This is a genomic window from Paenibacillus sp. FSL L8-0435 (genome assembly GCF_037965655.1).
Taxonomy (GTDB): Bacteria; Bacillota; Bacilli; order Paenibacillales; family Paenibacillaceae; genus Paenibacillus.
Genome location: NZ_CP150185.1, coordinates 2,661,310 through 2,684,013, shown reverse-complemented (window position 1 = coordinate 2,684,013; position 22,704 = coordinate 2,661,310). Strand labels below are relative to the sequence as shown.

Below are 22,704 nucleotides of genomic sequence, written 5' to 3'. Positions count from 1 at the left end.
GATAAATGTTACACTGAAGGTTGATTTTTACCTATAATGAAAAAGACGACCCAGACACCCGAAGGTCTCCAAGCCGTCTTACTTATCTATCTTAAAGCTTTATCCACTACTTATACCTTACTGAAGGTACTATTACTAAAAGCATCCTGACGAAGGCTTACAGCGCCTTATCGTTCACGCCGTCAAGCCATGCCTCAATATCGCCAATTACGGAGGATACACAGCCATCCTCGAATGGTGAGTTCAATCCAGCCAGTTCAACCAATCCGGTGAAGGACAGGCTTCCTCCCGCTTTGCACAATGTCAGATAGTCGGCCCATGCGGACTTCATGTCCTCATTGCTGCGTTTCCAGAACTGGAATGCACAGATTTGTGCCAACGTGTAGTCAATGTAATAAAATGGCGATGAGAAAATGTGACCCTGCTTATGCCAGAAACCACCCTGCTCCAGATACGCATTGTCTTTGTAATTGATGTGTGGCAGATAGGTCTTCTCAATGTTGCGCCATGCCTGCTTACGCTCCGCTGGTGTTGCATCCGGATTCGCATATACAAAATGCTGGAATTCATCCACGGCTACGCCATAGGGGATAAACAACAAACCGGAAGACAGGTGATCAAACTTGTACTTGTCCGTATCTTCCTTGAAGAACAACTGCATCCACGGCCATGTGAAGAACTCCATACTCATGGAATGAATCTCAGCCGATTCATATGTCGGCCAGTTGTATTCAGGCACTGCAAAATCACGGCTCTCATACACCTGGAAAGCATGACCTGCTTCATGTGTCAATACATCAATATCACCGGATGTACCGTTGAAGTTGGAGAAGATAAACGGCACTTTGTAATCGTTCAGGAACGTACAATATCCGCCGCCCTGTTTACCTTTTTTGCTTACCAGATCCATAAGCTCGTTTTCGGTCATCATCTGGAAAAAAGCATCCGTCTCTGGCGATAATTCAGCGTACATTTTTTTACCATGTTCGATAATCCAGTCCGCGTCACCCTTAGGTGTCGGGTTACCCGTCTTGAAGCTGAAGCCCTGATCGTAATAATACAGTGTATCCACATCGATCCGATTACGCTGACGCTCTCTGAGCTTGGTCGCTACAGGCACGATATAATCGCGAACTTGTGCACGGAAGTTGGCAACCATCTCGGCGTTGTAATCTGTACGGTTCATACGATCATAACCGAGTTCTACATAGCTTGGATAACCCAGTTTCTTCGCGATCTGTGTACGTACTTTAACCAGTTCATCGTAAATGCGATCGAATTCAGCCTCATGTTCAGCCATGAAAGTGTATCTGGCTTCCGAAGCGCGCTCACGCATGGAGCGATCCGTGGACAGTTCAAATGGATGAAGCTGTGGCAACGTGCGTTCTTCACCTTCGAACGGAATTTTGGCGGATGCGATCAATTGATTGTATTCTGTGGAAAGTTTGTTCTCCTTCTGGAGTTCTTCAATAATTTCCGGGCTGAATGTTTTCAGTGAAAGATCTGCCAGCTGGAACAGCTGTGAACCCCATTTCTGTTCCAACTCATTGCGGAATTTGGAGTTAACCAGTGCGCGGTAAAAATCCGTAATATATTCCTGCACAATTGGTGCATTCTCATCCAGAAATTCGTTCTCTGCCTTGTAAAACTCATCATTGGTATCAATGGAATGACGGATGTAGACCAATTGGGCTTGTGTCTCAAAATCACTGCGCAGCGCGTTAATCTGATCCATGAATCCACTCTGTTCTTCAACCGTTGCCGCAGCTTCAAAACCGCTCAACAGCTCACGGAAAGATGTCTTGATGTGTTCCAGATTCGGACGTGTATACGTATACTCACTAAATTTCATTATGTACACCCTTTCCTGTTTGGCAGAATTTCGGGAGCATCCCGAGTTAAACTACCCCCTATTATACAAAAGAGCAGCTAAAAAATCCCATCTTTACGAAAAATATTTGTCCATCGGTCAAATTGTGCAACACGACTGGTTACATATATTACGTACTTATGTAAGGTCAGTGCCTCAACATTTTCCCCACACAAATAAGCCCGCCTCGCGTTAGCGAAGCCAGCTTATAGGTTGTCTCTCTTCTTTTCACATTTAAACAATACTAGCTTTGGTCTTTATCCATAATCTGATAGAACCAGCCCATTCCGACCATGCCCACGACCATAATAACAGCCATAATAATGATATATGTCATGAATGTAACCTCCCTGCTTCCGTATATTCATCACACTACTACTAGTGTACACGGTGAAGCGCCATTTGAATTGACCGAACATTGACAAAAATACGAAATCTTTAATTTTAATAAATGGATTATTTCCCCGATCACACTAAATCATACGTACCTCGCTGCACGGTGCAAAGTTTCATCCGCCATGCTTACGGTGTATACTATACTTCTATGAAATGGAATTTGGATTTTTAAGCAGAAAGGTTGAAAGACATGTCAACTCGCATCCCCTTACGTCAGTTATTTCTTACTGTTTTATTAGCCCTTATGTTATCTGTTTTATCCGCTTGTGCTGATGGAGAAGCCCATCTAACGGTAAATATGGATGGATCAACGGATCTGGATCTCAATCTCAACGTAAAGAACTCCGCTCTTGGAAAAATTGGACAAGACAATCTCATGCCTCTGATTGCAGATGCATTGAATCGAAATAACTTCCAGGCAGAGGTTTCGGAACAAGGAGATCAGAAGCAACTCACAGCGACCACCCATTATGAAAAAAGCAATAAAACCAGCTTTAATACGTCCAAGTTACCACAAGGGATCAAGGTTGAACAATCAACTTCACCTGGCTTCTTCACTTCCAAAATGCATATTACAGCAGAAGCCGATCTCATGGAGTCCATGCCCGATGGTGAGATCAAAAATCAGATTAACAAGGTACCCAGCTTTCTTAAAAATCTCTTGTTAAAGGATGTTAACTTTGACTTTAAGTTGTCTTTGCCCATCAAGGCAGCTGATTCCAATGCAGATCAGGTAGAGGATGGCGGAAAAACGCTGATTTGGCACGTTTCACCCCTCCAGATGAATAAACTGGATCTGACTGTACAGGTTCCCAATATTCGGAACATCATTATCATGGCAGTCATTGGCCTACTATTAATCGCTGCTCTGCTCATTTGGTTTTTTGTTCGTCGCAGACGGGCCAGACAGCACCAAAGTGCAAGGTCACATCGCGGAAAAAATTAATTCTTCACACCAATTTTATTTGTGACTTGCCAAACGGTGTTATGGATAGTAGAATACATCCGTACTGTGTGAACGGTTAATTTTTTATTAAGCAAAGCTAAAGAGGTGACAAGTTTCATGAATATCCGCGAATGCCCACTACCTGGTATCGGAGTTAAGTACCAGTTTGATACAAAGGGCGGCCATCAGTTAGTCATTATTGTGCATGAGGACGGACGCCGTGAATTATTCTCCGTTGATCCACAAGACAACGAAGAACTCACTCTGATTGCAGATTTGGAAGATGACGAATGTGTGACTCTCTCCGGTTTAATCGGAGGCTGGTCGTAAATGACAGAATAACCTGTACCTTGAATTTCAAGGCGCAGGTTATTTTTCCGTTACGTTACCCTTTGAGAGCGAATATATGGAACCCATGTATTCAGTACGCGGCTAATCTCCGTGGAATGAAACGGTTTGCTGATAAAGTCCTGCATCCCGCATTTCAGACACTCCTCACGGTCACCGGCGCCTGCAAAAGCTGTAATCGCTGCAATAACCGGTATGTCTGGGTGGCTCTTTCTGATGTGGCAGGTCGCTTCAATCCCATCCATAACTGGCATTTGAATATCCATAAACACCAGGTCATATTGAACCTTGTTCAAAGAATCGACGGCCTGTGCACCATTCTCAACGATATCACATACTCCGCCAAACTTGCGCAGCATCTCCTCCAACAGATGACTGTTGACCGTTTGATCCTCAGCAATCAAAATTTTGATGTCATGGGCAAGACTAGCTCGATCCAATTGCAGTTCATCATTCGTGGTGATGTCAATCGGATCATTACTTTCCTCTAACCACCGCTCCACTACGAGGGTGAACTGGAATTCTGCCCCCTCACCGATCTCACTCTGTACGCCAATCGCTCCGCCCATTAACTCAACCAGTTTTTTGCTGATCGCAAGGCCTAGACCTGTCCCGCCAAACTTACGATTGATGGCCGGATCAAGCTGTGAGAAGGATTGGAACAATTGATGCTGCTTTTCTATTGGAATTCCGATCCCTGTATCTCTCACCTTAAAGGTCAACATCAGTTTATCCTGACCATGCTCATCTGAGAAATCAGCACCTACGCTCACCTCAATGCGGCCTTGCTCTGTGAATTTAACGGCATTACCCACCAGATTAATCAAAATCTGCCGGATTCGTGTCTCATCCCCTCGAATGCGTTCAGGAATGTGATCCGACACTTCACAATAGAGTTCAATATTTTTCTCTGATGCCTTCAGTGCAAACAGCTCGATCACCCCGCCCAGCATCGCCTTAATATCTACAGGTGCGCGCTCAAGATCCATTTTGCCGGCTTCGATTTTGCTGAAATCCAAAATTTCGTTCAAAATGTACAAAAGGGATTCGCCGCTATCAATCATAATTTCCGTAAAACCTTTCTGTTCATCATCCAGCTCGGTTTCCATTAACAGATGGGCCATGCCCATGATGCCGTTTAATGGCGTACGAAGCTCATGACTCATGATGGCGAGAAACTCGGACTTGGCTCGGTCTGCATGCTCTGCTGCTTCCTTGGCACGTATGATGTCCTTAACAGATGTCATATCACGGAAGACCAGAACTGCTCCGCGGGTTCTACCCTGATCCATAATCGGCTTCAATTGGAACTCCGCCAAAAAACTGGACCCATCCTGTCTCCAGAATACGGATTCGGTACGCGGCAGACCTCGTCCCTCACGAACAGCCTGTAGAATAGGTGTATCCCTGGATGGGTATGGGATGCCATCGCTCTGCATTTGGATCATCATCTGTTCTAATGGTTTGCCATTCATTTCACTTGGACAGAAGTTCATGATCTCCGCAGCGGCCGGATTGGCAAAGTTCAGATTCCCATCCAGGTCCAGTCCAATAACCCCCTCAGACATGCCATTCAAAATCAATGCCCGTTCATAACTAAGATTCTCGATCTCCTCGACGTAACGTTTGGACTCAGTAATGTCACTGGTAATCCCATAGACCCCGACAACTTTCTCCTCAAGTATAATAGGAACATTAATCACATTTGTTTCAATTCGCTGCCCATTTTTGTGAATTAGGCCTATCTCGTAACTCTGTGCATTGCCCTTCACCGTCTCCTCAAAATGGTATCGAGTCTTCTCCAGATCTACAGGATCAATGAGGTGATCAAAAGGTCGATTCAGCAGCTCCTCTTTGGTGTGTCCTGTCAACTGTTCCTGACCCATATTGGCTTTCAGCAGATTGCCTTCCAGATCAAGAGAAGCCACACCTAGGGGATTGCAGTCAAATAACGATCTGTACTCCTGCATGCTTAACTGTTGTTGCTGGCTGGCTGTGATATCCCGGGTTACGGCGACCATCTCCATCAATTCACCTGCATCGTCATATACATAGTGCGTAATCGTATCTGCCCATACCGTAGATCCATCCTTATGTAGCAGGCGATAATTGAGCCGTTTGGGAGCAAGACCCTTTCTCTGCTCTTCTACGTACGCTTCAACCAAAGGCACATCCTCCGGATAGATAACAAATGTTCCCGGCTTACCTATAACTTCTTCCAACTCATAGCCCAACATGCTTTTACATGCATTTGATACATATTTAAATGTACGACTAGAATCGGCATCATGTATTGCAATCAGGTCTAGTGAAGACTCCGCCAACAGCCGAGAGATGCGACTGCTCTCTTCCAATTGTTTACGTTGCACAATGAGGATTTCCTCTGCATCTTTTTGTTTCGTAATATCAGCAGCTTGTACCAGCAAATACAAGGGCTCACCATTCGTTTCATCCCTAACAATACAAGCTCTAATGGTTGCCCATAATAACGAACCGTCCTTTCGTTTCAGACGCACCTCCGTCTCGTACATCGGACTTGTTTCATGGGTCATTTCCCAAAACTTGCTGCGGAATTCCTCCATATGCAGATCTTCTTCGTAGATCATATGTATGACCGAAGTATCGATCAGTTCATCTTCACTGTATGCAAGCATCTCGCAAAATGCAGGATTAAGCTGCAACCACCGTCCATTTACATGCGATGCGACAGCAATGCCGATTGGTGCGTGCGTATACAACTGTTCAAACAGAGATCGGCTCTCTGTAATGGATTTCGACATTACATGTCCTCCTTTATGAGAATCTGAATGTATTCCGTATGAATAGATCGACCTGAACATAACTTCATCTATAGAGTACTACCCCAAATGCAAGGATTAATAAACGAGATCGGACAAAATTCCTGCATGAACCGACATATACTACACAATACCCGTGCTCTCCCGATTATACAAAGTTGAATATTCGAATAGGAACGGAGGTTATGGATCATGATCATTGTTGCTAATCAACCCGCCCAGCTGAACCGCTCGGAATGGTCTGCTTTTGAATGGCATTGGTTACAGCAACTCCAGAATCGGCCTACAAGGTATGTATACCAATCCATGGATCATCTTCGTTTTGAGTGGGACTTGAGGGGCTCTCTCGTGGATGCAGCGGAAGGATTGGATCGAAGTGGTGTGAGTTTTGCATCCTTTGAAAAATCCAGATGTAATCCTGCCTACTGGAATCGTAATGCGGAAGGTGGGTTCGAACTAAGATCAAACGTGTCCCCCGCCGACGGTATCCGGGATATCTGGAGGAATGGACACTTATATGCCTTTGAATGTGCAACAGCTACCGTTATTGTGCTGTATGGTGGCGTGCTGGGAAGCATTCGCGAAGACGCCTTTAATTCCCTGTTTCGAAATCTGTTACTCTTTGACTGGCATTATGACAGTGACCTGCGATTAACCGAAAAAAACGGTAGCGAAACCGCCCTGCCAGGAGATGTGCTGTATTTCAAGAATCCGGATGTTTCTCCGGAAACTCCCGAGTGGCAGGGAGAGAATACGTTCATGCTGCGCGAGAACTGGTATTACGGACACGGCATTGGTATTGCACGCGGCGAAGATATTATACGTACCCTGAATCAGTTCCGCGTTCCAGGTAGTCGGGTCTCCGCCTACTTGATGGATATGGTGATCTATCCGGACTTCTTTTATTTATCCCGATTCGCCAAAAACAACCAGAATAATATGGCCGCTGGTTCTACGCCTGTGTTACCCGGACAGTTATATGTACGACTTGGTGGCAGCCGTTATTTACGCAGCTGAACTACTGGAACAGAAACGGCTTTTACATTAAATTGCACGATACTTCAATCCAAGTGATGACAAACAAGCCCAATACAGCAGCAGTTAACCTGCCACCTCATTGGGCTTCTTTACATTCAAAAGATCATTACGGTATCAATATTCGCCTTACCTTTGTGCTACATCGAGGATCGCTCCTGGCAGTTTAAGCAATCGGGTCCAGTTGCACAACAACCTGTTTACCACTTACCTGAACACCTGTCGTTTTGCTACCGAATTCAGCCAGCGATTTGCTCAGTTGCTCAGCCCACTCCTTGCCTGCAACTCCTTCTTTGGCTCCATGCACCTGGATGACGAGTTTTACCGAATCACCCTTCTTCAGAATGCGCTCCGCTTGAGATTGCTTCGTCTCCCGGTCATGATCTTCCATCGCAAGGTTCAAGCGAATTTCCTTTACTTTACGTTTATCGGGGGATTTACTCGCTTTTTTCTTCGCCTGCTGCGCTTCCGCTTTGGCCGCTTCAGCTCCAATCAGCTTGCACGGAGGCGGACTCGTCATCAAGGACAGGCACACCAGATCTACCTTATGCTGCTTCGCAAGTAGAAGTGCTTCCTGCGTGGACATCACACCCAGATCTTCACCATTCAGGCCGGTCAACTGCACTTCGGCTGCTTTGATCTTTTCATTTTTGATCATGATTTCTTCCTCCTCTACATCAAAAGCCTGTCCTGACCATTTACGGATCAGAGCAGGCTAGGATGGTGTTGCTACGTATTTGTAATACATATCAGCGTACAAATACGCCAATCGGTTTGAGTTACAGCGTGTTGAATGCTTCCGTCAGGACCGGTACAATTTGTGATTTGCGTGATACTACGCCTTTCAAGATAGCTCTGCTATCAGACAGCGTCACATTGTAGGCTTTCTCCACTGCTTTAGTGGATGTACCATATGCCAGAGCTACGGAATCGTTGTTCAGAATGTCTGTTACGACAAATACAAACAGATCGAGACCTTTGCTGGAAATGATCGCTTCAATAGCTGCTTCAAGCTCAGGTTGCTTCACGAGAACATCATTCACGTCAACGGCATTAACCTGTGCAATTTCCACTTTGGATTGACCCATTACGAATTCTTTGGCATCCAGGGAGATTAGTTCAGCAATTGTTTTTTGGCTCAGATCCGCGCCGGCTTTCAGCATGTCCAGACCATATGTGTCTGCATCTACACCAGCAATGGCAGCCAGTTCACGTGCAGCGGCTACGTCCTGCTCTGTGCAAGTCGGGGATTTGAACAATAGGGAGTCGGAGATAATTGCAGACAGCATCAGGCCAGCAATCGGTGCACTCACTTCGATGCCATTTTCTTTGTACATTTTATTCAAAATGGTTGCGGTACAACCTACAGGCTCTGCACGGAAATACAGAGGTCCGCTTGTCTCAAAGTTAGCGATACGGTGATGGTCGATAACTTCAACAACAGTCACTTCCTCAATATCGCTTACACTTTGCTGACGCTCGTTGTGGTCAACCAGAATAACCTTGTTTACTTCATTTGCAGCTGTTTTAATCAGACGTGGTGCTGCAATTTTGAATTGATCCAGTGCAAACTGGGTTTCACCATTGACTTCGCCGAGACGAACAGCTTCAACGTCCTGACCCAATTTTGTTTTGAGATCCGCATAGGCAATTGCCGAACAGATCGTATCCGTGTCGGGATTTTTGTGACCGAAGATTAACGCTTTTTCCATATTCATAGCCCTCCGTCAATTCTGATTTATATAAGTTTAACCAAAGAATGTTTACACTTGCCACTCCGATGACAGAATAACCTTCCGATCGCTGTTATCCCCAGATTTTTTGATTCCCTTTTTAAAGGGAAAATCCGGTGATAAAGGCGAACGCTCCGCTTCTCCAGCTTTTTTCTGTCCTCTCCGTTCTCGTGTAAAAAGTTTAGTTGAACTTATATAGAAAATAAATGTCATATTTAATCATACCCTTACTGATTATAGCGCTAATAAGGCTTAATTCCAATCCCTTTACAGCGAATTAATTGCAAATCATTCTCAGGCAAGTCATTTTGAAAATAGCCAAACTTGGTCATACCCCTCAAGTCGATATGATATGTATCCTGTTTATTCCATCGTACAACCTTAAAAATTAGCATATGAAACTCTGATAAGCAACGAAAACATTAGATCTCAGGCTCTTCCGCGCTCTGCCCTTGCCGTACAAAAAGGGTCTGTAGACTCCCGTCTTCTCTAATCTCCAGCAGGTTCAATTGTGCTCCGTAGGCACAACCACCATCAATGCCAATTTTGTCTCCGCTCGGGTCAAACCAAATGCCTGTCTCATCATGCAAATGCTTCACGGGGGTGTGTCCAAATACGACCGTCTCTCTAATCGTCGTTGGTCTGGAATAGAATGATTCACGAATCCAGATGAAGTCCCGCTCGGACTGGCTTCTCCAATCCTCGATATCCGGGTTGATCCCGGCATGCACAAAAATATAACCCGGAATTTCGTACACCAGCGGAAGCTGTTCCAGAAAGCGTAGATGGTGTTCATAGTGTGTACGTATCCACTTTTTAGCTTCAGCATAAGCTTCCCAATCTATCTGTTGCTCATCAAAAGTAAGCTCCAGGTCCAGATAACTTGCCATCGTTTGTAATCCGCCATTACGAATCCAGTGTTGATCATATTGCTCAACATCCTGGGTAAGCGCCTTGACCATCATGGCATCGTGATTGCCTTTGATCACCATAATATGGTGCTGTTGTTGAAGCTGCATAATCTGTTCAATGACCTGTTTGCTGCTTGGACCACGATCCACATAATCACCGAGTAAAATTAATTCATCCTGCTGCGGATTATAATCTGCAAGCTTAAGCAGTGCATTAAATTCATCGTAACAGCCATGAATATCACTAATGACACATCTGGCATGTGAATCTCTCCTCTCCCTGATCACGCAAGAGTATAACCGGAACCTTGCAAGAGCAAGATTCCAGTCTGTTTAGAGTAGTTATTCCCGCTTGCTCACCATTAGTCCTGCTTGAGTCCAAAGGCTTCTGCAATCAAGCCGAATGAGCGCAGACGTGCTTCAAACGAATGGACTGCTGATGCAATAATGACTTCATCTGCTTCATGGCGTTCTGCCATTGCGGTAATTTTGTCTTTCACCTGATCCGGTGTACCCACGATGGAAAAAGAACGGCGCTGGTGGATCTGTTCCATCTCCATCGCTGTGAATGGATAGTTGTTCACCGTCTCCAGAGATGGGAATGAACTTTGTTCAAGACCTCGTCCAAGGCGTAAGAAGAAAAGTTCATTGCTGCGTGCAATTTCAGCGGCTTCCTCCTCTGTCTCCGCGCAGAATGCCGAGACAGCAATCATTGAATGTGGTTTGTCATTCAGGATGGACGGCTTGAAATGTCTGCGGTAATGTTTCATCGCTTCTTCGCCGCCTGGTGTTCCGAAGAATTGGGCAAACGCATACGACGTCCCTTGCGCTGCAGCAATTCTTGCACCTTCAGAGCTGGAACCCAGCAACCACACTTCTGGTACCGTGGGAACTGATGGTCCCGCCACAAGGGATGCGAACCGATGATCCTCAGGCAATTCTTCATGAAAGTATCCGCCGAGATCCGCAATCTGTTGGGGGAAAAAGTGTACATTCGAAGATTTCCCCTCATTCAGCGCTCTGCTGGCAATCGGCATGCCGCCTGGTGCTCTGCCAATCCCAAGGTCTATCCGCCCCGGATGCAAAGCTTCCAGCAGACGGAAATTCTCTGCAACCTTATAAGCACTATAATGAGGTAGCATAACGCCACCGGAACCTACGCGAATTCGATCCGTATGGGCAGCCACATGTGCAATCATAACTTCAGGACTGGAGAAAGACAGCGCACCACTACCGTGATGCTCCGACATCCAGAAACGGGAGTACCCCAATTGATCCGCATGTTGTGCGAGTTTGACCGTTTCCTGCAACGTATCCTGTACATTTCGACCTTCGTTGATATGTCCATGTTCAAGTACACTCAGTTTCATATATATTCAATCCTCTCGTCTGTTAGGTTCATAAGTACTTTGAATATGAGATCTGCGAATATTACGCGCTTTTGCTCACTTCATTCTTGCTCATTCCATTGTAACATTAATTATTACAGTTTCAAACTTTAGTTATTCTCTTTATTACCACACTTGTGCAAGAAACATGCAAAAAAACGTCACCAGCTTTTGAACTGGTGACGTTTTTGATCTGACCTGTTGCAGAAATTTTGATTTATGGTGCACGTTTTGGTAACAACTTCACATACTCGTCAGACAGTTTCATCAAGCTGAGCACATGTTCATAATCGGAACGATACGGTTCCAAATCCGTTACCGTCTCGTAAGTCTTCAGCGAATAGGCTGTTCCATCGTCAAAGCCCGCACCCGGGATAAACATAATGTCATCGTTGACAAATGAACCCGTCGGCAAGTAATACCGGATACCGAAGGCATTGTGGTCCATGTTGAGCAGATCATGTCCGAAGGCAGTAAACTTCTCATCTTGAAGGGAGACACCCATCAGGTTCATGATCGTTGGCAACATATCCAACTGACCGCCTGGCTGCTCAATCACTTGTCCTTTGGTCTGTTTCGGCGTATGAATCATTAACGGAATGTTGAATCGACTTACTTTACCGTCATAAGGGACGCCAAGATTCGCCTGGATTTGCTGTGTAATCTCTTCGTCAGCAGGCAGACCAAAGTGGTCCCCGTAGAGCACTAACGTTGTGTTATCCCATAATCCGTTCGCTTTCAACTCATCAATGAGCTGACCGACCGCGTAGTCCGTATAGTTGATCGCTTGCAGATAATCGTGAAGCAGTTTATTCGTGATGGTCGCAGGAATCGTGATCCGTGCACGATCAGCTGGAACCGTAAACGGCGAGTGACTTGAAGCCGTAATGAACTGAGCATAGAACGGCTGATTCGCAGCCTGATGCGCAGTCATTTTTTCCACACCTACACGATATAACTCTTCATCCGATGGTCCAAAGTCATTGAATCTGTCGTTCTCGAAGCTGGGCTTGTCGAAGTAACGAGTGAATCCGAGTGCCGGATACATTTTGTTCCGGTTCCAGAAGGTAACGTCATTCCCATGGAACGTCTCTGACTCATATCCCTTTTCCGCCAGTACCTTGGGTAGACTGGGAAGATCACGATCGCTATACCCGGCTGACATGGGAACAACGCCAGTTGGATAGATAGACGTGTTCGACATGAACTCCGCGTCTGATGTGTTTCCCTGTCCGATCTGTTGGAAGAAATGAGAGAAATAATAGCTTTCTTTGGCCAGATCATTCAGTACCGGTGTTAACTCCTGACCGTCTAATGAAGCATTAATCGGGAAATTCTGAAAGGACTCCAGTTGCAGTACAATCAGGTTACTACCTTTGGCCTGACCAAAATATTTGGCTTTCACGGCTGTACCATCACTTGACTTATTCTGATACGGATACTGGCTAACCAGCTCATTGATCTTGGCAATTGTTTCGTTAATGTTACCATTCGCAATGGCCTCATTCTCTTTGCTCGTTAGAATGGCAGACGATACCTGATAGTTCAGGAAACCGAGATTCTCGGCCCGAACCAGCTCATTATCAATTGTTTCACCTTTGACAATAAAACTGCCAGACAGCACGATGCAGAATGCGGCGGTAAGCGCGACGCCGAGCTTGCCCCAGTAACGTCTCCGGATTCTGCCAAACGTCAACCCGCTATCGTGATAACTGTTGCGGTTACGCCCGGCTGAACGTCTTCGCATAATTAGCCATATTGGCAACGCCAGGATAATGTCTACGAAAAACAAAAAGTGCGTTGGTCGTACAAGAGGCCCTATACTTCCCCGCACTTGAGCAACTTGCCCCAGTTCACTAAGCACAGTATAGGTGGGTACCGAACTGAAATGAACGTTATACAGCGTAGCCGCGAACAGCACCAGAGAAAACAGAACATTGAATCCTCCGTATACTGCTCGCTTCCAGCCTTTGGGCACGATCAGATCCAGCAGGCATACCACAGTTAGTGCGCCTAATGCGTCAGTTAACAGACCGATGCCGGACAGACCCTGGAAAAAGAAATACCGCAGCAGTGACAGCTTCAACAGCATAAGAATGAATAACACGGCGAATAAGGTCCGTGATGGAGTTCGTTCATTTTTGGAATTATACATGGTCGCCTTCAACCCTTACCCTGAAATTTTACGTTCATTTTACAAAACGCATATTTCAGTATAACAGTTTTCTGGTTGCTATTCCATGGAAGTTCCGTGTAAGACAGGGTGAGCGTTACGCAATTGTAGATATATCCGTGTTCTGCGTGTCCGCTCCCTCTCTCTGTCCCTTAATGGCTGCTTGTGCAGCAGCAATTCGTGCATAAGGGATCTGTTCAGGCAAACAGCTTACGTAATCCAGACCAATGCGGTGGCAGAACGTAATCGACACCAGATCTACAATATTTTTTCCACAGATCCCTGTCTTCAGATGAGGTTTTCGAATTCGACCTTGGACTACAGCCATCTCCACCAGTTGTCCAACTCCCTCGATGTCCAGCACATGGAATGGATTATTCGTTACCGTACGAGAGTCCGTATCACGTTGAAGGAATCGCTTCTCGGCTTCTTGGCGACTATATCCAAATGTCATCTCTGTCAGCTCATCCGCGCCAAACGTGAAAAAGTCTGCCTGGCGAGCAATGTGAGTCGCCGTTAGCGCTGCTCTCGGAGCTTCGATCATCGCTCCCACTCTATAGAGACAATGCCGCTTCTCCTCACCAAGTACTTGGTCAGCCACATGATCCACCAGATCTCTCATAACCTGAAGTTCATGCACATGACCGATCTGCGGGATCATAATCTCGGGACGTACCCACCAGCCTTGCCGGATGCCTTTCACCGCTGCGCGGAATATCGCTTCCAGCTGCATATCAACGATTTCCGGGAACACTGTACTCAGCCGACAAGCCTGTTGCCCCAATGTCGGATTATGTTCATGCAATTCACAGACTCTGCGAATTACGCGCTCCAGCTCCTCCAGTTCAATCTGATGGTCTTTTTGCTCCTGCCACTCCTCTGCTTGTAACCACTCACGTCGTTTCTCCAACACTCCCAGATCCGGTAGTAGTTCATGTAACGGCAAATCGAGCAAACGTATCGTTACCGGGCATCCATCCATCGCTTCGAATATCTGTTCAAAATCAGACTGCTGCATCGGCAACAGACGCTCCAAACCACGCCTGCGTTCGGATTCACTGTCTGCCAGGATCATTTTTTGTACAAATGGGAACCGCGCAGGTGATAACAGCATGTTCTCTGTCCTGCACAGACCTAGCCCCTCTGCCCCCAGTAGCCGTGCTTTCAGGGCATCCTGTGGTCGATCAGCATTGGCCAGTACCTTCAGCTCTTTCACTTCATCAGCCCAATCGAGCAGTAGTTGCAGATCTGCTGATAAAGGTGGACCTGAGTTGTTATAAGCTGGACATTCATCATTAGCTAATGGCTGGATCTGTATGGGCAGATGTCCATTGCTCGCTTCGCTGTTAGAATCTGTGTAGTATTGCTCCAACACTTCCGTGATATGCCCAGGCTCTATGCGTAACAGTGCATCCTCTTTGGTGATGAGTCCTTCATGCACAAAATATACAGTACTCCTTAGTGTGGCTGTGGAGGATAATCGTGCGGGCTGGGTCTGCACAACATACAACGCGCCGGATTCAATCACAAAGGTGATTTCCTGCACTTCTCCATTACGCGTCTCCAACTGGTCTCCAATCTCCAGCAAACTTGTGTACAGCTCAGGTTCGTCATCTCTTAACCGCTCTAGACCTTGATCCGTTTGATGGTAGGTCCCGGTTATGACGTATTGTCCAGTAATTCCCCTCTCTCCTGTCAGTGGGTTACGTGTATATATTGTTCCGGTCCCGCTTGATTCTCCGCATGTTCCATGCATCATCGTCTGTATAAGAACAGGAGCGCTTTGCTCCGAAGAGATGTAATATGGTTTACGCACGATCTCGTCCTGAGATCTGGATGCTATAATACGCTGTGAATGATATACCGCACGTACTGCTTCTTTGAATTGAATTTGAACATCTTGAGGAAAAGGGTTACGCCCCTCCCCTTCAATTAAATATTTAAATTTGGTAATGCTTAATTCAAGTTCCGTTTCATCCCGACCCTTGACGTGACTCGATATTTCTGTGAAAGATTCAGACGGAATTGCATATACCAGCTGTCCATATTCCTTTAAGTAATCTAGATAACATTGGAGTGCATACAACCGATCACCGGTTTGACGTGCGAGTCCTTCCACAGTAACATCATTCAGACCAACATTGAGCAGTGTCGCAGTTGCTGAGGCTCGATCCTGGTCCTTACGTACCGCGAGTAGTAGCGGGTTCTCCGAGTGTCCGAAGAACTTCCCGGTTTGCTGTTCCAGATGCCGGATCGCGTTAATAATCTCTTTCTCTCCTTCATTGGAAAGATGTCCAAGACGGGTACAGAACTCGCGACAGCATTCCGTAGTGACTACAAATCCGGCCGGCACAGAATACCCTGCATGGATTAGCTCTGCAAGATCAGCCCCTTTACTGCCCATTAGCCCTTTCATCTCTGCCGTACCTTCTTCCAACAGAATTACCCGTTTTGTCATTACAGTTCTCCCATCCGCCGTTCATGGCTATGCTTGAAGACTTCAAACCCTGCGTTACAGATCAGCCTTCATTCTAATGGTATGTCGCAATCGTTCAGTCAAGGACATTCGCTTTTGCATTTTGTGCTCGTTATCCAGTTTTTTTGTAAACGCTACACTAAAATAAGATCAAACTAGCCTTTTTGGTAATTGTATTGGCTCATTTATCAAAATAAACAACAAAGAAGCCCCTTCAGCTAAGCTGGAGGAACTTCACATTTTTAGTATTCACTTACCTCAAACGTGAGCACCCGATCAAACAGGATATAATCCTTCCGACTCTTAAAAGGCCCTTTGTTGTTGTCGTGTTTATCTATCGCATACGATGCCTTGCCACTTCCAGCTTGCTTGGCTTCATACCAGTTGATGAAATCATTTACTTCTTTCATGCTTAGGTCGAATTCCTTCTCCAAGCCCGTTGTCATGGTAACGACAAAAATGGCACGGTTAGTGGATGGTTCCTCTGGTTGTTCCGGAGTTGCAGGTTCTTCTGGTTCTGGTGTGGTTGGTTGCTCTGGTTCAGGATCAACCTGACCGTTGCTCTCAATAATTGCCGAGGCTTCATTTGAGTCAATACTTTCTCCAACAGGATTAACACCCGTCACTACGTAATAATAGGTGGTACCTGGAGTTACATCTAAATCTGTATAATTGGCCTTAGTTACTCCAGTTGCCAATGTTGTATATGGCCCATTTGCCGTAGTGGATCTTTTAATCGTGTAACTGGTTGCTGTCGTTACTTCATTCCAGGTCAATCCAATGGATGATTCATCTGCAGATGCTGCGAGATCTAATGGATTAGCTGGAGGTGTCATATTATACAGCTGAAACTCGGATACACTGACTGTCCGTGTATTGGAATAATTAAACAAGTTAACTTTTGCTATTCCTTTGTACGTTGTAGGAAGATAAATTAATCTTCCATCAGCCTGATTTGCTTTTACTGTGTACCAATACGTCGGTAAAATTGCCTTTCCAGTGGAATCGAATAATCCAATTGAAACATCAAAATCTGCTTTTACACGGATAGCATTCGCTGTAACTGTTCCATTAAAGATTCCAACTGCATGATCAACCGCTGTAGATGGAGTGTTCCATTTTTCTATAATCGCGCTTGTAGCTTCATTATTATCTGTTAATGCATATGTAGATTTACTTCCCTTGCTTTCAGTATCGCTGAGTGTCATTAACATCTTATCCATGAGCCCTCCGCTATAATCTACCGCAGCATGTACCCCTGAATTAGGTGCGAAACTGATAGCAAAAATTAATGCTCCAATCAATAATCCGACTTTCTTAAACAATGTTGTTTTCACATGAATCCTCCTAAAGTGTTTATGTACAAACTCACTTTAGTGTACATAGGTTCATGTGTCTAAACATAAACTTGCTCATCTATAAAATTCAGCTAAATTCTCGAAATTTTATTTTATTATTGGATATAAATCTTCCTAGCGCTCCTAAATTGTAAATTTATGAATTTCCTATTCCCATTCGCCTTTTTTAACGTAAGTTGCATCATAAGCAACAATTACATTCGTTTTATCTGTTACCTTTTGTAAATCATCGAACACAACTTCTTCTTCGCCGTAATCTACTAAACTCGAATCAACTTTCTCGAAGACCCCACAATCCTTCACATAAATTATATCTGGATGGTTAGAATCATATCGTAAGCTTTCAGGAAGATCTTCACCCAAAATTTCATGCGATTCGGCGACCGCAGTCGTTGATATTGCTGTAACAGGGGCCATTCCAATAACAGCTACTACTATAAGTGAGGCCCAGATTTTTTTCTTCATAGGATGTCTATTCTCCAGTTCATTTTTCCTATATTATACAGTAAATCAGATTAGTAGAATATTTTTTAATTTCTTCGAGTTTAATTTAATATTGAAACCAGCTAGTTTGTAGTTTTAACTCCCACCCCACACGCCATAAATCTCAGTACATCCTCAATCTTCTTCCCATAAGAAATCACATCATGGTTCATCCACGACATGTTCTATCTATATTCTCATGCATTTTCCTTGAATCGTTTAGGCTGATTTTCACTGTTATTTAGCGGGTTCATCATACTTTAAAGTCGTATGAATTCACCAGCATTCGCAGAGATTGTTATTTTTTCGTAATTTTTGTAGTTGTGTTACTCTAGCCTTAAAGGCTAGAGTACTTTTTTAGTTCCCGGCTGTAATAATTTCCTCTAATTTAATCCAACTGTAATCTTCTTCGCCGCGTTCAATTTTGACTCTCTTGCTTGGTTTGTCAATTGATGTGATGACTCCCTTTATCTCTTCATCGTCGAACGAATTGAATACAGTCAACGTGATAGATCTACGAAAACACGTTACATGCAATTTTAGTCAGCTATTTAAAAGCTCGACTTATTTTAAATTTCAAGATAATTTTGTAATTCTCTTGATCTTCAGATGAAGAGAATTGTCCTAGCATCCGATGCATAACTTTTTCTATGATTTTTTCACCCAATTTATAACTTTCTACAGATTCATTATTTATTTTTAATTTGTTTTCTACACAAATCACAAAATGATTATCTTCTATATAAGTAAATAAATTAATATCCTGCTCTCGATCTGCATATTTCAGTATGTTTGACAGAAAATTATCAAATACACGTCCAATATTTTCCATATCTACAGTAATCATGACATCCGTAGGGGAACCATTTACAAGCACCTGAAATCCTTCCGCTCTGAGTACAGTTGTAATATCTGACAATACATCATGAATTGATTCCCGAACGGAAAGGGTTACTAAATCTGCCTCCCTCTCTTTATCTAATAAAAAATATGAAAACAAATCGTCTGTACGATTCTTAAGTTGGAGAGCCTTTTGATACGCACTCTCGATTTGATACCTTGTTTCTACACATAAATCTTCTGGTGTATTACGGGCAAACTCTAAATACATGATGAGAGATGTCAGTGGCGTACGCATATCATGAGACATTTCGGTTGCAAGATTTCTACTCTCATTTTGCAAATTGTCTATCCTTTCTAACCTGCCTAAAAATGCTTTACGTAGTTCCTCTATACTTTCCGCAATCATCGCCAATTCATCATACCCTCGTACCGTTATAGAATAGTCTAATGAGCCGCCTTCAAGGATATGAATTTCATTATTAATTGTGCGTAAATATTTGATTCCTCTACGTATTCCAAATAAAACAATGGTTATAAATAACATTGCGGACAGCAATATTTCAAGCATGTAGGCCATATTATAGTAGTGGGAAAAATAAAATCCATAGATTGAAACGTTACCTGTCCCATCCTTAAATTGTACTGTGTAAGAGTTCCGTCGATCATAATCAGTTTCAGGCTGACTTCCATATGCTCCTTCGTCATCAGCATGGTACAAGGAATCATATTGAAGCACCTGGTTCTGAAATACGTATAAAAATAAATTACTCTTCTGACTTTTAATCCAGTCTGAAAACGCAATACGATCTGTCGTTGACAGATCGTTTGCTGAAACATATTCTGAAAATTTTTGGACGTAAACTTGAGATTCGGACTTTAAACGCTCATCAGAAGTAAAATAATGATCCATAACCCGATTGCTTATGGACTGCAAAAGTAAAAAACAAAGAACACTTATGGTGAGAGCAATAATTATTAAAATTGTCAACTTTTTAGATATAGTAAGTTTATGAGTGGCCAAAACGGTAACCTCTTCCCCATTCTGTTAAGATATACGCTGGTTTTGCTGGATCTTCTTCGATTTTCAATCGTAATTTTCGGATGTGTACTACTACCGTATTATTTGAACTGTAGAAATAAGGTTCCTTCCAAATACTCTCATAAATATTTTGGGCAGAGAAAATTTTATTTCTTCTGGTCATCAACAGTTTTAGTAGACCGTACTCCAGATCGGAAAGCTCAATCTTCTGACTGCCTTTCCATACATCGTTAAATTGTTCACTTACTTTTAAACGTCCTCCGATAAGAAATGTTTCGCCATAATCCTTTTTATCTTGATAAATCGTATACCTACGCAACAAAGCAATAACTCTTGCCAGAAGCTCCTGTTCAGAAAAAGGTTTAGTTAAGTAATCATCTCCACCAGCAAGCAAACCTTCCGTTTTGTCCAAAGTTCCGGATTTAGCAGTTAGAAAAAGAATAGGAACATTGTATCGTTCTCTGATTCGTATACAAGCCTCCAGTCCGTTTATTCCAGGCATCATAATATCCAGAATCACCAAATCCAATGACTCATTTACTAATTCAATTCCCTGTTCTCCATCTTTAGCCGTTGTTACTTCATAACCTTCACGGACAAGAGACATACGTAATAGATCACGAATCTCCTGATCATCTTCAACTACTAAAATCCGGCTTGTCATAGTTCACCTCATACTTGATTTAACTTTTAACTATCCGTGCGAAGCAATGGCTGTGTACTGCAACGGAAAGCTCCGCCGAAAGAACGAGAAATTTCGTAATCAACATATTCTACTTTGATTCCTCTTTTCTCTAGCTCTTTTCCAATTGTATTTTTGAATGCAATGTCCGTAACATATACTTTGCTACTGATTGGCAATCCATTTACCGCCAAATCTTGAGCATCCTTGTAACTCACTTCGATTTTGTCCCAATTTTTAAGTTCTTCTGGGAGCCCATTGGCTAACGAATCCATGCTAACAATCATTAATCCATCTCTTACAAAACTGATAGCACAATCCAGGTGCAATGTGCCAGGCTCTAGCTTCACCTCAACCACCTTATACCCTGATGGTGTCAAATAGTTTCTGAGCCAATCAATACCGGCTTTGTTTGAAGCTAGACCAGAATTACCGACGAATACAGTCTTTCCATACACGAGGATATCTCCACCTTCAAGGTAAGGACCGGCAGCAGAGTTGATTCCTTTAGAAACGTCTGGTTGTGGGACAGCTACATGCGGAACGTTATTTTGGGCTGCTTCCTTATCCAGAATACTTCTAACAGGTAAAACCTCAAGTCTCCGGTAAGCCGATTTAAATGAACCTTCAATTAGATGATTTCCGATTGTGAAGAATGGATCTCTCACAAAGAAATTAGTTACTCCTTCTCCACCTGTAATGCCATCTTTCACAGCCCCTAGTTGTTTTTCTTTTTCATTTAAAAGGCGTGGACGTTGAACCTCAACACCGTATTTTTCAAGAACCTTTTTAAGGTCTTCACGCTCTTTCTCCCACTTTTTCTGTGCCTCTGCCGGATCCGTATTCATTATAGACATGCCTCCTTCAGGCATAGGCATGTCTCCTTCTGGAAAATCATCAAAATTGAAGTGCATAAAAGCTTCAGATTGTGTCAATACAACTCTTTTTAGCGTAGCGAATTCACTCTCTACATATACATTGTTTTTCTCACTTTTTGTAGTCACAGTTCCATTCACTTCCGTAACTCTATTAACTTTAGACACACCAGTCGCCCCTGCCACTGGTAATATGCTAGTTACCAGTACAAGTGATAATGCTGTTGATCCAACCCACTTCAATCTCTTTTTTTTCATATTAATGCCCTCCTAATAATTTGTTTTAATGCTTACAGTTTGAATTATAGAGAGCAATTCTTAACAGTTTATGAAGGCATACTATTTTAATTTAAGCAGATGAGATTCGGATATATTGTTTCTAATGGAACTTATAACTTTCTTACTAATATTAACAAACAAAAAAGATACTGTGGGTGTTATGCCAATAGCGTCCTCTTTTACCGATGCTTTCGGATTCTAATCTTTAGTGCATCTTTAGTGCCACAATTATCCCTCTCCTTCAATCTTCTTCAGTCGTGGCATGAACATAGATGAACTTGCACAGCTCTTATTTTATAAGCCCGAGCGCATTACATAATTTATAGATAAGAAGCGAATCATGCCTCTTAAAATCGCAATATCTATCGCCGACACAATTGGATGTAATGTGAACGCTCTGTATGAATTAATTTCAATTGAGCTAAGTTGAAGCTTAAATATATATGTCTGTTTCAACAATCAAAAAGGATATAGACTCTTTTCTTAACTAAGAAAAGTTCTATATCCTTTAATATTTGTTCCGTGTATATTTAAAATTACATGTTCGTGGAACCATCATCGTAACTAAACTGCCAAGTAATCCCGAATTTATCTGTTAAGCCACCGTATAATTTGGACCAAAAGGTTTCTTGAAGCTCCATGACTACAGTGCAGCCTACTTTAAGTTTATCGAATGCAGCTTTAATTCCATCCATGTCAGCATTAACTAAGGAAAGGCTTATATTATTTCCAGCAATAAATGGCGAACCTTGATAAACATCAGAGAACATTACATTGCTTCCATCAATATTAAGTCTTAAGAGCATAACTAAATTTTTGGCTTCTTCAGGAAGCGGATAGTCAGGATAAGGAGCATAGCCAGAAACTCTATCAGGAGTTCCCCTTTGCTCGACTGCCTCCCGGTTGGCCCATCAGCTGTTTTGCTTTTGCTGAGAATTGGAAAAGACGAGATGAGGAACACACCAGTCATATGCCGCTATTGCAGCCTCCACGGTACTGGCTGCCACACCCTTCTCATAAAGAGAATGGTTTCCTTTCGGGTATACCCTTTAATAAACCGAATATCGATTG

Annotated in this window: 17 protein-coding genes and 1 pseudogene; 3 read left to right on the top strand and 15 right to left on the bottom strand. The window is 43.5% G+C overall.

What is annotated here, in order from left to right; all coding sequences use genetic code 11:
- Positions 1-157: 157 nt before the first annotated feature.
- Entirely contained in the window at positions 158-1,852 is a 1,695-nt protein-coding gene (locus NST33_RS12365; protein WP_339184427.1) for a M3 family oligoendopeptidase, read from the bottom strand.
- Positions 1,853-2,510: 658 nt separating this feature from the next.
- Between NST33_RS12365 and NST33_RS12360 the strand changes: the two genes are divergently transcribed.
- Both NST33_RS12360 and NST33_RS12355 read left to right on the top strand, forming a co-directional pair.
- Positions 2,511-3,212 carry a hypothetical protein gene (locus NST33_RS12360; protein ID WP_221824938.1) on the top strand — a complete coding sequence of 234 codons (702 nt, stop codon included), beginning with the start codon at positions 2,511-2,513 and terminating at the stop codon, positions 3,210-3,212.
- Between the two features lie 117 nt (positions 3,213-3,329).
- Complete coding sequence (locus NST33_RS12355; RefSeq protein ID WP_017688899.1) at positions 3,330-3,542, top strand: hypothetical protein; 213 nt, start codon at positions 3,330-3,332, stop codon at positions 3,540-3,542.
- A gap of 50 nt (positions 3,543-3,592) precedes the next feature.
- Here the strand turns inward: NST33_RS12355 and NST33_RS12350 are convergent, their stop codons facing one another.
- On the bottom strand, positions 3,593-6,340 hold the full coding sequence (locus tag NST33_RS12350; protein ID WP_221824940.1) for a PAS domain S-box protein: 2,748 nt from the start codon (positions 6,338-6,340) through the stop codon (positions 3,593-3,595).
- 210 nt (positions 6,341-6,550) lie between these two features.
- On the opposite strand from NST33_RS12350, the gene NST33_RS12345 reads away from it, so the two are divergent.
- Positions 6,551-7,375 (top strand): protein-glutamine gamma-glutamyltransferase, encoded by an 825-nt coding sequence (locus NST33_RS12345; protein ID WP_221824942.1) that lies wholly within the window; start codon positions 6,551-6,553, stop codon positions 7,373-7,375.
- 184 nt (positions 7,376-7,559) lie between these two features.
- Here NST33_RS12345 and infC read toward each other — a convergent pair whose 3' ends face one another.
- The 13 genes and pseudogenes from infC to NST33_RS12280 all read right to left on the bottom strand — a co-directional run.
- Complete coding sequence (gene infC / locus NST33_RS12340) at positions 7,560-8,051, bottom strand: translation initiation factor IF-3 (protein ID WP_221824943.1); 492 nt, start codon at positions 8,049-8,051, stop codon at positions 7,560-7,562.
- A 121-nt stretch (positions 8,052-8,172) separates the two neighbouring features.
- Complete coding sequence (locus NST33_RS12335; RefSeq protein WP_076217128.1) at positions 8,173-9,105, bottom strand: manganese-dependent inorganic pyrophosphatase; 933 nt, start codon at positions 9,103-9,105, stop codon at positions 8,173-8,175.
- 443 nt (positions 9,106-9,548) lie between these two features.
- The gene (locus NST33_RS12330; RefSeq protein WP_313771518.1) at positions 9,549-10,325 is read right to left on the bottom strand and encodes a metallophosphoesterase family protein; all 777 of its coding nucleotides are present in this window, start codon (positions 10,323-10,325) and stop codon (positions 9,549-9,551) included.
- 74 nt (positions 10,326-10,399) lie between these two features.
- Positions 10,400-11,407: an LLM class flavin-dependent oxidoreductase gene (locus NST33_RS12325; RefSeq protein ID WP_221824944.1), complete on the bottom strand. Its 1,008-nt coding sequence runs from the start codon at positions 11,405-11,407 to the stop codon at positions 10,400-10,402.
- Between the two features lie 235 nt (positions 11,408-11,642).
- Complete coding sequence (locus NST33_RS12320) at positions 11,643-13,580, bottom strand: LTA synthase family protein (protein WP_221824945.1); 1,938 nt, start codon at positions 13,578-13,580, stop codon at positions 11,643-11,645.
- A 115-nt stretch (positions 13,581-13,695) separates the two neighbouring features.
- Positions 13,696-16,056, bottom strand: coding sequence for a putative PEP-binding protein (locus tag NST33_RS12315; RefSeq protein WP_221824946.1), 2,361 nt, complete (start codon positions 16,054-16,056; stop codon positions 13,696-13,698).
- A gap of 260 nt (positions 16,057-16,316) precedes the next feature.
- Entirely contained in the window at positions 16,317-17,411 is a 1,095-nt protein-coding gene (locus tag NST33_RS12310; protein WP_221824948.1) for a fibronectin type III domain-containing protein, read from the bottom strand.
- A gap of 168 nt (positions 17,412-17,579) precedes the next feature.
- Positions 17,580-17,897: a hypothetical protein gene (locus tag NST33_RS12305; protein ID WP_221824950.1), complete on the bottom strand. Its 318-nt coding sequence runs from the start codon at positions 17,895-17,897 to the stop codon at positions 17,580-17,582.
- Between the two features lie 375 nt (positions 17,898-18,272).
- Positions 18,273-18,452, bottom strand: coding sequence for a YolD-like family protein (locus tag NST33_RS12300; RefSeq protein ID WP_221824952.1), 180 nt, complete (start codon positions 18,450-18,452; stop codon positions 18,273-18,275).
- A gap of 10 nt (positions 18,453-18,462) precedes the next feature.
- Positions 18,463-19,779: a HAMP domain-containing sensor histidine kinase gene (locus NST33_RS12295; RefSeq protein ID WP_221824954.1), complete on the bottom strand. Its 1,317-nt coding sequence runs from the start codon at positions 19,777-19,779 to the stop codon at positions 18,463-18,465.
- On the bottom strand, positions 19,766-20,461 hold the full coding sequence (locus tag NST33_RS12290; RefSeq protein WP_221824957.1) for a response regulator transcription factor: 696 nt from the start codon (positions 20,459-20,461) through the stop codon (positions 19,766-19,768). Before NST33_RS12290 ends, NST33_RS12295 begins: the two co-directional genes overlap by 14 nt.
- A gap of 26 nt (positions 20,462-20,487) precedes the next feature.
- The gene (locus NST33_RS12285) at positions 20,488-21,612 is read right to left on the bottom strand and encodes an arginine deiminase family protein (protein ID WP_221824958.1); all 1,125 of its coding nucleotides are present in this window, start codon (positions 21,610-21,612) and stop codon (positions 20,488-20,490) included.
- 557 nt (positions 21,613-22,169) lie between these two features.
- Positions 22,170-22,499: pseudogene (locus tag NST33_RS12280) on the bottom strand (glyoxalase/bleomycin resistance/extradiol dioxygenase family protein); the annotation flags it as partial.
- Positions 22,500-22,704 lie beyond the last annotated feature (205 nt).

Bases quoted from the DNA above. Each gene is read 5' to 3' on its own strand.
- NST33_RS12365 (WP_339184427.1), bottom strand. From the start codon at position 1,852: ATGAAATTTAGTGAGTATACGTATACACGTCCGAATCTGGAACACATC.
- NST33_RS12360 (WP_221824938.1), top strand. From the start codon at position 2,511: ATGTTATCTGTTTTATCCGCTTGTGCTGATGGAGAAGCCCATCTAACG.
- NST33_RS12355 (WP_017688899.1), top strand. From the start codon at position 3,330: ATGAATATCCGCGAATGCCCACTACCTGGTATCGGAGTTAAGTACCAG.
- NST33_RS12350 (WP_221824940.1), bottom strand. From the start codon at position 6,340: ATGTCGAAATCCATTACAGAGAGCCGATCTCTGTTTGAACAGTTGTAT.
- NST33_RS12345 (WP_221824942.1), top strand. From the start codon at position 6,551: ATGATCATTGTTGCTAATCAACCCGCCCAGCTGAACCGCTCGGAATGG.
- infC (WP_221824943.1), bottom strand. From the start codon at position 8,051: ATGATCAAAAATGAAAAGATCAAAGCAGCCGAAGTGCAGTTGACCGGC.
- NST33_RS12335 (WP_076217128.1), bottom strand. From the start codon at position 9,105: ATGGAAAAAGCGTTAATCTTCGGTCACAAAAATCCCGACACGGATACG.
- NST33_RS12325 (WP_221824944.1), bottom strand. From the start codon at position 11,407: ATGAAACTGAGTGTACTTGAACATGGACATATCAACGAAGGTCGAAAT.
- NST33_RS12320 (WP_221824945.1), bottom strand. From the start codon at position 13,580: ATGTATAATTCCAAAAATGAACGAACTCCATCACGGACCTTATTCGCC.
- NST33_RS12315 (WP_221824946.1), bottom strand. From the start codon at position 16,056: ATGACAAAACGGGTAATTCTGTTGGAAGAAGGTACGGCAGAGATGAAA.
- NST33_RS12305 (WP_221824950.1), bottom strand. From the start codon at position 17,897: ATGAAGAAAAAAATCTGGGCCTCACTTATAGTAGTAGCTGTTATTGGA.
- NST33_RS12290 (WP_221824957.1), bottom strand. From the start codon at position 20,461: ATGACAAGCCGGATTTTAGTAGTTGAAGATGATCAGGAGATTCGTGAT.
- NST33_RS12285 (WP_221824958.1), bottom strand. From the start codon at position 21,612: ATGAAAAAAAAGAGATTGAAGTGGGTTGGATCAACAGCATTATCACTT.